A 12,966-nucleotide genomic window follows, 5' to 3' on the forward strand; every position below is an offset into this window, starting at 1 on the left:
GCGCCCGGCCCCTTCCTTCAGACATAGCGGATCGAGATGATCTCATAGGATTTCCCGCCCCCCGGCGTCACCACCTCGACGCTGTCGCCCTCGTCCTTGCCGATCAGGGCGCGGGCCAGGGGCGAGCGGATGTTCAGAAGCCCGCGCTCCAGGTCCGCCTCGGCCTCGCCGACGATCTGGTAGGTGCGCTCTTCCTCGGAATCCTCGTCGAGCAGGGTGACGGTGGCGCCGAACTTGATCGAGCCGTTCAGCCGGCTCGGGTCGATGACCTCGGCCCGCGAAAGGATCATCTCCAGTTCCTTGATGCGGCCCTCGACGAAGCTCTGCTTTTCGCGGGCGGCGTGATATTCGGCATTTTCCGACAGGTCGCCATGCTCGCGCGCCTCGGCGATGGCGCGGATCACCGCCGGGCGCTGGACCGAGCGCAGCTCGCGCAGTTCCTCGTCCAGCTGGTCGTAGCCCGCGCGGGTCATCGGTATCTTTTCCATTCCAGTCCTTCCGGTCGCAACGGTGCGACGCCAGTCAACGCGAAACAAGCTGTTGGAACGCCCCCGGCCATCGGCCGGGGGCGCCCGCTGAAAATCCGAGGGGCATCGTGGCGCGATCCCGTCCCTGTTTCAAGTCCCGCCGGATGCGATCCGCGACAGCCTGCCGAGAAAACGTCGCAAGTTGATTATCATGCGTCGCGTTAAGATTGCCCGCAAGAATATTACGCGCTAGGTCTTGCGCCCAGATTGTCGAGCTAGGGAAGTTGGGGGCCGAGCCATGTCCGAAATTGAACGCGAGTCGATGGAATACGACGTTGTGATCGTCGGCGGCGGCCCGGCGGGGCTGTCGGCGGCGATCCGGCTCAAGCAGGTGAACCCCGACCTCAGCGTCGTGCTGCTGGAGAAGGGCTCGGAGATCGGCGCGCATATCCTCTCGGGCGCCGTGCTCGACACCGCCGGCCTCGACAAGCTGATCCCGGACTGGAAGGACAAGGGCGCGCCGGTCAGCACCGAAGTCACCCAGGACAACTTCTACATCCTCGGCCCGCAGGGCCAGGTCCGCGTCCCGAACTGGCCGATGCCGCCCCTGATGTCGAACCACGGCAAATACATCGTCTCCATGGGCAATGTCTGCCGCTGGCTCGCCGAGCAGGCCGAGGCGCTGGAGGTGGAGATCTTCCCCGGCATGGCCTGCTCGCAGCTGGTCTACGAGGGCAGCCGCGTCGCCGGCGTCGTCGCCGGCGAGATGGGGCTGAATGCCGACGGCACCCCCGGCCCGGCCTACGAGCCCGGCATGGAGCTGCGCGGCAAATACGTGCTGATCGCCGAAGGCGTGAGGGGCTCGCTGGCGAAAGAACTCATCGGCAAATACGACCTCTCCGCCGGCCATGAGCCGCAGAAATTCGGCCTCGGCATGAAGGAGATCTGGGAGATCGACCCCGCCAAGGCCCGCCCCGGCACCGTCACCCACACCATGGGCTGGCCCTTGGGCAAGAACGCCGGCGGCGGGTCGTTCATCTATCACCTCGAGGGCAACCAGGTGCTGGTCGGCTTCGTCGTCCACCTGAACTATGCCAACCCCTACCTCTATCCCTACATGGAGTTCCAGCGCTTCAAGCACCACCCGATGGTCGCGGAGCTGCTGGAGGGCGGCAAGCGCGTCGCTTACGGCGCCCGCGCCATCTCCGAGGGCGGCTGGCAGTCGATCCCGAAGCTGGCGGTGCCCGGCGCGGCGCTCTTGGGCTGCTCGGCCGGGCTGGTGAACGTGCCGCGCATCAAGGGCAACCACAACGCCATGCTCTCGGGCATCGCCGCGGCCGAGGCGGCGGCGGCCGCCATTGCCGCCGGCCGCGCGGGCGACGAGCTGGCCGATTACGAGGCCGACCTGCGCTCGGGCCCCATCGCCCGCGACCTGAAGCCGGTCCGCAACGTCAAGCCGCTGTGGTCGAAGCTGGGGCTGTGGCCGTCGCTGGCGCTCGGCGGCTTCGACATGTGGGTGGCGAACCTGACCGGCTGGAACCCCTTGGGCACCTGGAAGCACGGCAAGACCGACGCCGAGGCGACCGGCAAGGCGGCCGATTTCCAGCCCATCGACTATCCCAGGCCGGACGGCAAGCTGTCGTTCGACCGGCTGACCAACGTGGCGTTTTCCTTCACCAACCACGAGGAAAGCCAGCCCTGCCACCTGAAGCTGAAGGACCCCGCGATCCCGATCGCGGTGAACCTGCCGCTCTATGCCGAGCCGGCGCAGCGCTACTGCCCGGCCGGGGTCTACGAGGTGCTGGAGGGCGAGGGCGGCCCGCGCTTCCAGATCAACTTCCAGAACTGCGTCCATTGCAAGACCTGCGACATCAAGGATCCCAGCCAGAACATCGACTGGACAACACCCCAGGGCGGAGACGGGCCGAACTACCCGAATATGTGATCGCCAGGACGCCCGCCGCCGCCGCCCCGCCGTTGCCCATCGGCCCGGCGGCGGCTAGGGTCGCCTGCGCAAATCGCCGAGACATGGGCCCAAGCCGTGACCACAAGACTGATCCCGCTGGCGCTGATCGCGCTGATCGCCGCGCCGATGCCGCAGGGCACCGCCATGGCCGCACCCTCGCTTGCCCAGGCCGAAAAGCCCGAGCCCCAGAACAGCGAGCGCCCGGCGCATCGCCCGGCGGATACGGCGCCCGAGGTTCGCGGCCTCTCGGGGCCCTACCTGGCCGCGCGCATGGCCGCGATCCAGAACGACTATCCCGAAGCCGCCCGCTATTACCTCCAGGCGCTGGCCCATGACGACAGCGATCCCTTCCTGCAGGACAGCGCGCTGGTCGCGTTGATCTCGGCCGGCGAGATGGAGCGCGCCACCGCGCTTGCCGGCACCATGTCCGGCCAGGGCCGCGCCACGGAACTGGCGCGGCTGGTGCAGCGCGCCGAGATGGCCCGCGCCGGGCGCTGGGACGCGCTGATCGAGGCCATCGACGCCGCCCCCTCGCCCGAAGGCGACGCCGGCACGCCCGGCGGCGGCATGCTGATCGACGGCATGATGCGGGCCTGGGCGCTGCTGGGCGCCGGAAAGGCAGGCGAGTCGCTGACCGCCTTCAAGAAAATGGCCGAATTGCGCGGCGCCGCGCCGATGGTGAACTACCACTTGGCGCTCGCCAAGGCGCGGGTCGGCGATTTCGAGGGCGCCGAGCTGCTGCTGGCCGATCCCGTCACCGGGGCGCATATCCTGGGCGTCATCGCCCGCGCCCAGGTGCTGTCGCAGTTGGAACGCAACCGCGACGCCATCGCCATGATCGAGGCGACGCCCGGCTTTGCCGAGGAGCCCTACCTGGTCGCCCTGCGCGACCGCATGGCACGGGGCGAGACGCTGCCCTTCGATTCCGCCCGCGGTCCGGCGGACGGCATGGCGCAGCTGTTCCTGACCTTCGGCTCGGTCCTGGCCACCACCGACGAGCCCGATCCGCTGGCGCTGATCCATGCCCGGCTGGCCGAATACCTGGCCCCCGACTTGGGCGAGGCGCGGCTTCTGGCGGCGCAGCTCTTGCAGGGCTTCGGCCAGTTCGACCTGGCCGAGCGCGAGTTCGAGGCCCTGCGCGAGCTGGGCGACATGCGCCCGGTCGCGGAATTGTCACGCATCGACGCCCTGGCCCGCGCCGAGCGGCTGGGGGATGCCGAAAAGGCCGCGCTGGCGCTGACCGCCGCCCATCCCGAACTGGCCCAGGGCTGGATCGCGCTTGGCGACATGCTGCGCCAGCAGGACAAGTTCGCCCAGGCGGTCCCGGCCTATGACAAGGCGCTGGACCTGATCGGCGACGCCAGCCCCGAGGCGCGCTGGTTCCCGCTTTACGCCCGCGGCATCGCGCTGGAACGCTCGGGGCAGTTTCCCAGGGCCGAGGCGGATTTCCGCGCCGCGCTGAAGATCCGCCCCGATTCGCCGCAGGTGCTGAACTATCTGGGCTACAGCCTGGTGGACCGCAACGAAAAGCTGGACGAGGCGCTGGCGCTGATCCAGCGCGCGGTCGAGCTGCGCCCGGACGACGGTTATATCCTCGATTCGCTGGCCTGGGCCTATTTCCGCCTCGGCCGCTACCAGGAGGCGGTGGCGCCGATGGAGCGCGCGGTGGCCGCCATGGCCAGCGATTCGCTGGTCAACGACCACATGGGCGACATCTACTGGATGGTCGGCCGCAAGCGCGAGGCCGAGATCCAGTGGCACCGCGCCCTGTCGCTGAAGCCGGAAACCGAAGCCGACGCCCAACGCATCCGCATCAAGCTGGAGCGCGGCCTCGATGCGGTGCTGGAAGAGGAAACGGCAGCCGGCGGCCGGCGCCCCGAGGTCCGCGCCCCGGAACCGGCCAAGGCCGACTGACCCATGCCCCTGCCCCGGCGCGAGGCCGCGCCCGCCAAGCTGAACCTGTCCCTGCATGTGACCGGCCGCCGCGCGGACGGCTATCACCTGCTCGATTCGCTGGTGGTGTTCCTGGAGCTGGGCGACGTGGTGACGGTGGCGCCGGGGCCCTTGTCGCTCAGCCTGACCGGCCCCTTCGCCCAGGGCCTGGCGGCCGAGCCCGACAACCTGTGCCTGCGCGCCGCGCGGCTGGCCGGGCGCGAGGCGCGGATCACCCTGGAAAAGAACCTGCCGGTGGCCTCGGGCATCGGCGGCGGCTCGGCCGATGCGGCGGCGGTGCTGCGCGCGCTGGATGCCCGCCCCGAGCGGCCGGAAATGCTGGGCGCCGACCTGCCCGCCTGCCTGGCCGGCCGTCCGCTGCGGATGCGGGGCCTGGGCGAGATCCTGGTGCCGCTGCCGCCGCTGCCCCAGCTGCATGTGCTGCTGGTCAATCCCGGCCGCGGCCTGCCCACGCCCGCGGTGTTCAAGGCCCTGGCGCAGCGCGACAATCCGCCCATGCCCGAGCCCTTGCCCGATTTCCCCGACGCGCCGGCTCTGATCGCCTTCCTGCAGGAATGCCGCAACGACCTCGAGGCGCCGGCCATCGCCCTGATGCCCGAGATCGCCGATTGCCTGGCCGCGATCCGCGCGACCGGGGCGGCGCTTGCCCGCATGTCCGGCTCGGGCGCGACCTGCTTCGGGCTTTTCGCGACCGCGGCCCAGGCCCAGGCCGCCCGCGCCCGCATCGCCGGGGCAAATCCCGGCTGGTGGGTGGCGGCATCTGGACTTGCGCCGGCAAAGCACTAACCTGCCGCTGAAATCCACAAGGGGAAAACCATGCTGCGCCTTGGCGTCAACATCGACCACGTCGCCACCATCCGCAACGCCCGCGGCACGCCCTGGCCCGACCCGCTGCGCGCGGCGACGCTGGCCCAGGAGGCGGGCGCCGACGGCATCACCGCCCATCTGCGCGAGGATCGCCGCCATATCTCGGACGCGGACATCGACCGGCTGATGGCCGCGCTGAACCTGCCGCTGAACCTGGAAATGGCCGCGACGGCCGAGATGCAGGCCATCGCGCTGCGCCACCGCCCGCATGCCGTCTGCATCGTCCCCGAAAAGCGCGAGGAGCGCACGACCGAAGGCGGGCTCGACGTCGCCGGAAACGAGGCCTTCCTGGCCGATTTCATCGCGCCGCTGCGCGAGGCGGGCTGCCGGGTCTCGCTCTTCATCGGCCACGAGCCGCGCCAGGTCGAGGCCGCCGCCCGCATCGGTGCCGCAGTGGTGGAACTGCATACCGGCGCCTATTGCGACCTCGACACCGAGGGCCGGCCGGCCGAACGCGACCTGGAACTCGAGGCGCTGCGCAAGGCCGCGGCCCAGGCGCATCTGCTGGGACTCGAGGTCCATGCCGGCCACGGCCTGACCTTCGACACGGTCGGCCCCATCGCCGCCATCCCCGAATTGCGCGAATTGAACATCGGCCATTTCCTGATCGCCGAATCGGTCTTCCTCGGCCTCGGCCCGGCCATCCGCGAAATGCGCCGGCGCATGGACGCCACCCGCGCCTGATTTCTCCGTTGCCCAAATACCCATGTCACCACAGGACCAACCAGGCGCATGATTCTCGGCATAGGCTCGGACCTCTGCAACATCGACCGCATCGCCGGGGTGCTCGCGCGCCACGGCGACCGCTTCCGCCGGCGGGTCTTCACCGAACGCGAACTGGCGCTGGCCGCGCGGCGCCGGCAAGAGGCCGCGACGCTCGCCAAGCGTTGGGCGGCCAAGGAGGCCTGCTCCAAGGCGCTGGGAACCGGGCTCGCCATGGGGATCGCCTGGCGCGACATGGCGGTCAGGAACCTTGCGACCGGCCAGCCGACCATGGAGCTGACCGGCTGGGCGGCCGAGCGGCTGGCGGCGATGACGCCCCCCGGCCACCGGGCGCATGTGCATGTGACGCTGACCGACGACCATCCCTGGGCGCAGGCCCTGGTGGTGATCGAGGCGCTTCCGGATGACGGCGGGGCAGGCACGGCTTGACTTTGCCGCCCCCCGCGCCCCATGAACGCGCGACTTGCCGATGAAGGGAATGGCATCCATGGCCAAAAGCGAAGCCCGCAAGGATGGCGGCATCTGGGAAACCGTCAAGACCATCTTCTGGGCGCTGGTGATCGCGGGCGTGTTCCGCACCCTGTTCTTCCAGCCGTTCTGGATTCCCTCGGGCAGCATGAAGGACACGCTGCTGATCGGCGACTTCCTGTTCGTGAACAAGATGGCCTATGGCTATTCGCGGGTGTCCTGCCCCTTCGCGATCTGCCCGATCTCGGGCCGCATCCTGGGCTCCGAGCCCGAGCGCGGCGATGTCGTGGTCTTTCGCCACCCGACGCGGGGCGACGATTTCATCAAGCGGGTGATCGGCCTGCCCGGCGACCGCATCCAGATGAGGAACGGCGTGCTGTGGATCAACGGGCAGGAGGTGCCGCAGCAGCCCGCCGGCACCTTCACCGAACCCTATGCCCCGCAGGGCCCGCAGCAAAGCCTGCCGAAATGCCGCAACGAGCCGGTCCCCGAGGGCGCCGCCTGCGAAAAGGACCGCCACACCGAGACGCTGCCCAACGGGCGCACGCATGACGTGCTGAACATCTTCGACAACGGGCCCGGCGACAATACCGCCGAGTTCACCGTGCCCGAGGGGAACTACTTCTTCCTGGGCGACAACCGCGACAATTCCGGCGACTCGCGCTGGCCGGCGGCGGTGGGCGGCGTCGGCATGGTGCCGGCGGAATACCTGATCGGGCGCGCCGACCGGATCATGTTCTCCTCGGCCGGCAAGTCGCTTCTGTATTTCTGGACCTGGCGGGCAGACCGTTTCCTGAAGGCCGTGGACTAAGGGAAGAATTGCCGCGGCGCCCCGCGCCGTGGCAGGATCGCGACATGAAGATTTCCGCAGACCTGCGCGCATTCTCGGAACGGCTGGGGCACGAATTCTCGCGCCCCGACCTGCTGCGCCGCGCCCTGACCCATGGCTCGATCGCCAGCGCCACCCGGCCCGACAACCAGCGGCTGGAATTCCTGGGCGACCGCGTGCTGGGCCTGACCATCGCCGAGGCGCTGTTCTCGGCCGACCACGCCGCGACCGAAGGCCAGCTTGCGCCGCGCTACAACACGCTGGTCAAGGGCGAGACCTGCGCCGCCGTCGCCCGCGAGATCGGGCTGGGCGAGGTGCTGAAGCTCGGCCGCTCCGAGATGCTGTCGGGCGGCCGGCGCAAGGAGGCGCTGCTGGCCGATGCGATGGAGGCGGTGATCGCCGCCGTCTACCTGGATGCCGGCTTCGAGGCGGCGCGCCAACTGGTGCTGCGCCTATGGGCAAGCCGGCTCGCCAATGTCGAAAGCGATGCGCGCGACGCCAAGACCGCGCTTCAGGAATGGGCGCAGGCGCAGGGCATGAGCCCGCCGCGCTATATCCAGACCGCGCGCAGCGGCCCCGACCATGCGCCGGAATTCCAGATCACCGTCCGGCTGGACGACGGCCGCGAGGCCGCCGCCAGCGGCAGGGGCACCAAACGCAGCATCGAGCAGGCCGCCGCCAGCGCCATGCTGGAACAGATCGAAAGAACGCCATGACCCAGACACGCGCGGGCTTCGTCGCCCTGATCGGCGAGCCGAATGCCGGGAAATCCACGCTGCTGAACCGGATGGTCGGGGCCAAGGTCTCGATCGTGACGCATAAGGTGCAGACCACCCGCGCCCGCATCCGCGGCATCGCCATGCGGGGGGACAGCCAGATCGTCTTCGTCGACACGCCCGGCATCTTTCGCCCGCGCCGCAGGCTCGACCGCTCGATGGTCAAGGCGGCCTGGGGGGGCGCGGCCGATGCCGATGTGATCCTGCTCTTGATCGAGGCGCATCGCGGCTTGACCGACGGCGCGCAGGCGATCATCGACAACCTGCGCCAGCATGCCGGCCAGACCCCGGTGGCGCTGGTCATCAACAAGATCGACCGGGTGAAGTCCGAGGCGCTGCTGGCGCTGTCGCAACAGCTGAATGCCGCCTTCGACTTTACCCGCACCTTCATGATCTCGGCCGAAAAGGGCTATGGCTGCGACGACCTGCTGGACTGGCTGGCGCAGGAAGTGCCCGAGGGGCCGTGGCTCTACCCCGAGGACCAGGTGGCCGACCTGCCGATGCGCATGATCGCCGCCGAGATCACCCGCGAAAAGCTGACCCTGCGCCTGCACGAGGAAATCCCCTATCAGCTGACGGTGGAAACCGAGAAATGGGAAGAGCGCAAGGACGGCTCGGCCCGCGTGGACCAGATCGTCTATGTCGCCCGCCCCGGCCACAAGGGCATCGTCCTGGGCAAGGGCGGCGAGACGATCAAGGCCATCGGCCAGGCGGCGCGGGCCGAGCTGGCCGAGTTCATGGGCCGCCCGGTCCACCTGTTCCTGCAGGTGAAGGTGCGCGAGAACTGGCTGGACGAGGCCGAGCGCTATAACGAGATGGGCCTCGATTTCCGCGACGGCGATGCCTGAGGCGCCCGATGCCTGAGCCGCGCCTGGCCGCCGGCGTCTGGGTCGCGGCCTATCTGCGCCGGCTGGGGCTGGCCGGCCTCCCGGCCTATGTCACCCGGCATGGCGACGACACCGCCGGCAGCGTGATGGTGAAATGCGCCACGCTGGACGGCCGGGCGAGCCTGTGGATCCGGGAATGGGATTTCGAGACCGACCGGCGGGCCTGGCTGCAGCTGAACGAGGCCGAGGAGCGCGAGATCGACGCCGGGATCGCCCGCAACATCGCCCGCGACCCCGACCTGTGGGTGATCGAGATCGAGAGCCGCGACGGCCGGACCCTGCTGGAGGAGGACGGGCTGGCTTGAACCGGCCTGGGTATCGCCCGAGAGGGTGGCAGGCCGGACGGGGCGGGGCACATTGCGCGCCGGGCGGGAGTATTTGGGAAACGGTGAAAGCCCAAGGACAAGGCGGCGGGCGGAGCGCCTGGCGGGGCGGGCGGCATGGGTATTTGGGGAACGAAGAAGCCGGAGGTTTCGCGCCGGATGGCCGGGCGCGCGGCGCGGCGGGCATGGCGGGGCGCCGGCCGGTGGGAAGCCGCTAAATCTTGTGGCTTTCCCGTGACATTCCGTGCGGCGCACACTATAAGATGCGAGTCCAAGGCAGGATAAGAAGACAATGACCGAACCCGCCCCCCAGACCTCCGACTACGGCGCCGATTCCATCAAGGTTCTCAAGGGCCTGGAAGCCGTGCGCAAGCGTCCTGGCATGTATATCGGCGATACCGACGACGGCTCGGGCCTGCATCACATGGTCTATGAGGTCGTGGACAACGGCATCGACGAGGCGCTGGCCGGACATGCCGATTTCGTGCGGGTGAGGATTCACGCCGACAGCAGCGTCTCGGTGCGCGACAACGGCCGCGGCATCCCGGTGGACATGCACCCGACCGAAGGGGTCAGCGCGGCCGAGGTCATCATGACCCAGCTGCATGCCGGCGGCAAGTTCGACCAGAACAGCTACAAGGTCTCGGGCGGGTTGCACGGCGTCGGCGTCTCGGTCGTCAACGCGCTGTCGGACTGGCTGGAGCTGCGCATCTGGCGTAACGGCAAGGAACATTACGCCCGCTTCGAGAACGGCGACACCGTCGAGCACCTGCGCGTGGTCGGCGATGCCGAGCCGGGCGAAAAGGGCACCGAGGTGCGTTTCCTGGCCTCGTCCAAGGAGGATCGGGCGGACGGCACCTTCTCGAACCGCGACTTCAGCTACAAGGTGCTGGAGAACCGGCTGCGGGAGCTGGCCTTCCTGAACTCGGGCGTGCGCATCATCCTGGAGGACGAGCGCCATGCCGAACCGCTGCGGACCGAGCTTTTCTATGAAGGCGGCGTGCGGGAATTCGTGAAGTTCATCGACCGCTCGAAAACCCCGGTCATGCCCGAGCCGATCTTCATCACCGGCGAGCGCGGCGGCATCGGCATCGAGGTGGCGATGTGGTGGAACGACAGCTACCACGAGACGGTGCTGCCCTTTACCAACAATATCCCGCAGCGCGACGGCGGCACGCATCTGGCCGGCTTCCGCGGCGCGCTGACCCGCGTCATCAACAATTACGCGCAGACCAATGCCCAGGCGCGCAAGGAAAAGGTCGATTTCACCGGCGACGACGCGCGCGAGGGGCTGACCTGCGTGCTGTCGGTGAAGGTGCCGGACCCGAAATTCTCGAGCCAGACCAAGGACAAGCTGGTCTCCTCGGAGGTGCGTCCCGCGGTCGAGGGGCTGGTGGGCGAGAAGCTGGCCGAATGGTTCGAGGAGAACCCGGCCGAGGCGAAATCCATCCTGGGCAAGATCGTCGAGGCGGCGCTGGCGCGCGAGGCGGCGCGCAAGGCGCGCGAGTTGACGCGCCGCAAGACCGCGATGGACGTGGCCAGCCTGCCCGGCAAGCTGGCCGATTGCCAGGAAAAGGATCCGGCGCTGTCGGAACTGTTCATCGTCGAGGGCGATTCGGCCGGCGGGTCCGCCAAGCAGGGCCGCTCGCGCCAGAACCAGGCGGTGCTGCCCTTGCGCGGCAAGATCCTGAACGTGGAGCGGGCACGCTTCGACCGGATGCTGTCGAGCGACCAGATCGGCACGCTGATCACCGCGCTGGGGACCGGCATCGGCCGGGACGAGTTCAACCTGGGCAAGCTGCGCTACCACAAGATCGTCATCATGACCGATGCCGACGTGGACGGCGCGCATATCCGCACGCTTCTGCTGACCTTCTTCTTCCGGCAGATGCCCGAGCTGATCGAGGCGGGGCATCTCTATATCGCGCAGCCGCCGCTCTACAAGGTCAGCCGCGGCCGGTCCGAGGTCTATCTCAAGGACGAGGCGGCGCTTGAGGACTACCTGATCGAGCAGGGCATCGACGGCGCCAGCCTGCGGCTGGGCAATGGCGAGACCCTGACCGGCGCCGACCTGGCCCGCGTGGTCGAGGAGGCGCGCACCGTGCGCCGCATCCTGCGCGCCTATCCGACGCATTACCCGCCCCATATCACCGAACAGGCCGCCATCGCCGGCGCGCTGGTCCAGGGCCGGGTCGATGCCGATGCGCAGGGCGTGGCCAATGCCGTGGCCCAGCGGCTGGACCTGATCGCCGAGGAATACGAGCGCGGCTGGACCGGCCGCCCGACCCAGGATGCCGGCATCCGCCTGACCCGGCTGCTGCGGGGCGTCGAGGAAAGCCGCACCCTGGACGGCCCGATGCTGCGCAGCGCCGAAAGCCGGCGGCTGGGCGCCATGACCGATGCGCTGCACGAGGTCTATGGCCAGACCGCGCAGCTGATCCGCAAGGATCGCGGCACTCCGATCCACGGCCCGATGAGCCTGCTGCAAGCCATCTTCCTGGAGGGCGAAAAGGGCCTGTCGCTGCAACGCTACAAGGGCCTGGGCGAGATGAACCCCGAGCAGCTTTGGGAAACTACGCTGGACCCGGCGGCGCGCACCATGCTGCAGGTGCGGGTCGAGGATCTGGGCGAGGCCGACGACATCTTCACCAAGCTGATGGGCGATGTGGTCGAACCGCGCCGCGATTTCATCCAGCAGAACGCCCTGAGCGTGGAGAATCTGGACATATAAGGCTTAACGGTGCCAATGGCGCCACAAACCCCTTAAATTTTACACGATCTTTAGTTTTATTGTTGCTATCATGTCGCGATCTGCGCCACAAAACGGCGGCGCCTTCAGGCGCCGCTTGCGGCCTTCCGACCGCAGGCCGAGTTGTTAATTGATTTTGATGCCGGGGATTTTGGACCTTCTATAGGCATCACGCATAGGAGATGTGGACATGTGCGCTGTTCGGATGAACGCCCTTCACGCCACTGCGGCCGCCGCCTCGCTGACGCTGGCCGCCGCTTTGGCCGCGAATGCGGGAGGTTTTACACTGCCGATCGTTGACAGCGGCGTCACAGACCCGATCGTCGAAGTCCCCGCCGGTGAATGGGCCGGCGGCTATGCCGGTGTGACGCTGGGCTATGCCTTCGGCGAGGGCGAATACGTGGGCTTCACCGAGATCCCAGGCGGCTATCTGGGCACCGCCGGCAAGCTTGAGCTTAGCGGCGCCAATGCCGGGCTGCGCATCGGCTATCGCTGGCAGCGCAACCGCTGGGTGTTCGGCCCGGAACTGGGCTTTGAAGGCGGCAATATCGACGACGTGCTGACCTATGACAACGCATACGACGGCTCGACCGATGTGTCCTCCAAGGTCAAGAGCGTCCTGGCCCTGCGCGTCAAGACCGGCTATGTGGTTCAACCCGACCTGCTGGTCTATGGCGTGGCAGGCCTTGCCAGGGCCGACATCGAGTATCGGGTCGCTGCCACGGATGACGCAGGCGGTTCCTTCAGCGACGAGGCGAATTACAAGCAGAGCGGCTATATCCTGGGCCTTGGCGTCGAAAAGAAGCTGAACGATCGCATGTCGGTAACGGGCGAATATGAATATGCCAACTTCGGCAAATCCACGCGCACCTTCACTCTCAATAGTGAAACGGCATCGACTCAGGCCACCCCCGACTATCACAACCTGAAACTGGGCCTGAACTTCAAGTTCTGACCC

Annotated in this window: 12 protein-coding genes; 11 read left to right on the forward strand and 1 reads right to left on the reverse strand. The window is 68.2% G+C overall.

The annotated features are described in order from the left end of the window. Nucleotides 1-17: 17 nt before the first annotated feature. Nucleotides 18-488 (reverse strand): transcription elongation factor GreA, encoded by a 471-nt coding sequence (gene greA, locus E3U26_RS06745; RefSeq protein WP_024845767.1) that lies wholly within the window; start codon nt 486-488, stop codon nt 18-20. 277 nt (nt 489-765) lie between these two features. On the opposite strand from greA, the gene E3U26_RS06750 reads away from it, so the two are divergent. From E3U26_RS06750 to E3U26_RS06800, 11 genes are all read left to right on the forward strand, one after another. Further along, nucleotides 766-2,412, forward strand: coding sequence for an electron transfer flavoprotein-ubiquinone oxidoreductase (locus E3U26_RS06750; protein WP_499104614.1), 1,647 nt, complete (start codon nt 766-768; stop codon nt 2,410-2,412). Between the two features lie 96 nt (nt 2,413-2,508). Beyond that, entirely contained in the window at nt 2,509-4,347 is a 1,839-nt protein-coding gene (locus tag E3U26_RS06755; protein WP_052095688.1) for a tetratricopeptide repeat protein, read from the forward strand. 3 nt (nt 4,348-4,350) lie between these two features. Beyond that, entirely contained in the window at nt 4,351-5,172 is an 822-nt protein-coding gene (locus tag E3U26_RS06760) for a 4-(cytidine 5'-diphospho)-2-C-methyl-D-erythritol kinase (RefSeq protein WP_449043621.1), read from the forward strand. A 30-nt stretch (nt 5,173-5,202) separates the two neighbouring features. Beyond that, entirely contained in the window at nt 5,203-5,937 is a 735-nt protein-coding gene (locus E3U26_RS06765; protein ID WP_072463728.1) for a pyridoxine 5'-phosphate synthase, read from the forward strand. 48 nt (nt 5,938-5,985) lie between these two features. After that, nucleotides 5,986-6,405, forward strand: coding sequence for a holo-ACP synthase (acpS, locus tag E3U26_RS06770; protein ID WP_072463727.1), 420 nt, complete (start codon nt 5,986-5,988; stop codon nt 6,403-6,405). A 49-nt stretch (nt 6,406-6,454) separates the two neighbouring features. Beyond that, entirely contained in the window at nt 6,455-7,255 is an 801-nt protein-coding gene (lepB, locus tag E3U26_RS06775; RefSeq protein WP_036750036.1) for a signal peptidase I, read from the forward strand. 44 nt (nt 7,256-7,299) lie between these two features. Then, the gene (gene rnc, locus E3U26_RS06780) at nt 7,300-7,989 is read left to right on the forward strand and encodes a ribonuclease III (RefSeq protein WP_116221928.1); all 690 of its coding nucleotides are present in this window, start codon (nt 7,300-7,302) and stop codon (nt 7,987-7,989) included. Continuing rightward, a complete protein-coding gene (era, locus tag E3U26_RS06785; RefSeq protein ID WP_072463724.1) occupies nt 7,986-8,897 on the forward strand; it encodes a GTPase Era in 912 nt (303 codons plus the stop codon). The genes rnc and era overlap by 4 nt, the downstream gene beginning before the upstream one ends. Nucleotides 8,898-8,905: 8 nt before the next feature. Then, nucleotides 8,906-9,241 carry a DUF1491 family protein gene (locus E3U26_RS06790; protein ID WP_036750029.1) on the forward strand — a complete coding sequence of 112 codons (336 nt, stop codon included), beginning with the start codon at nt 8,906-8,908 and terminating at the stop codon, nt 9,239-9,241. A 310-nt stretch (nt 9,242-9,551) separates the two neighbouring features. Continuing rightward, nucleotides 9,552-11,990 carry a DNA gyrase subunit B gene (gene gyrB / locus E3U26_RS06795; protein ID WP_499104615.1) on the forward strand — a complete coding sequence of 813 codons (2,439 nt, stop codon included), beginning with the start codon at nt 9,552-9,554 and terminating at the stop codon, nt 11,988-11,990. Nucleotides 11,991-12,198: 208 nt separating this feature from the next. Next, on the forward strand, nt 12,199-12,963 hold the full coding sequence (locus E3U26_RS06800; RefSeq protein ID WP_499104616.1) for an outer membrane protein: 765 nt from the start codon (nt 12,199-12,201) through the stop codon (nt 12,961-12,963). Nucleotides 12,964-12,966 lie beyond the last annotated feature (3 nt).

This window comes from Paracoccus ferrooxidans, from assembly GCF_029909815.1.
In the GTDB taxonomy this organism is placed as follows: Bacteria; Pseudomonadota; Alphaproteobacteria; order Rhodobacterales; family Rhodobacteraceae; genus Paracoccus; species Paracoccus versutus.

Coding starts and splice junctions, on each gene's coding strand:
- E3U26_RS06750 (WP_499104614.1), top strand. CDS start 766: ATGTCCGAAATTGAACGCGAGTCGATGGAATACGACGTTGTGATCGTC.
- E3U26_RS06760 (WP_449043621.1), top strand. CDS start 4,351: ATGCCCCTGCCCCGGCGCGAGGCCGCGCCCGCCAAGCTGAACCTGTCC.
- acpS (WP_072463727.1), top strand. CDS start 5,986: ATGATTCTCGGCATAGGCTCGGACCTCTGCAACATCGACCGCATCGCC.
- E3U26_RS06800 (WP_499104616.1), top strand. CDS start 12,199: ATGTGCGCTGTTCGGATGAACGCCCTTCACGCCACTGCGGCCGCCGCC.
- greA (WP_024845767.1), bottom strand. CDS start 488: ATGGAAAAGATACCGATGACCCGCGCGGGCTACGACCAGCTGGACGAG.
- rnc (WP_116221928.1), top strand. CDS start 7,300: ATGAAGATTTCCGCAGACCTGCGCGCATTCTCGGAACGGCTGGGGCAC.
- gyrB (WP_499104615.1), top strand. CDS start 9,552: ATGACCGAACCCGCCCCCCAGACCTCCGACTACGGCGCCGATTCCATC.
- lepB (WP_036750036.1), top strand. CDS start 6,455: ATGGCATCCATGGCCAAAAGCGAAGCCCGCAAGGATGGCGGCATCTGG.
- E3U26_RS06790 (WP_036750029.1), top strand. CDS start 8,906: ATGCCTGAGCCGCGCCTGGCCGCCGGCGTCTGGGTCGCGGCCTATCTG.
- era (WP_072463724.1), top strand. CDS start 7,986: ATGACCCAGACACGCGCGGGCTTCGTCGCCCTGATCGGCGAGCCGAAT.
- E3U26_RS06765 (WP_072463728.1), top strand. CDS start 5,203: ATGCTGCGCCTTGGCGTCAACATCGACCACGTCGCCACCATCCGCAAC.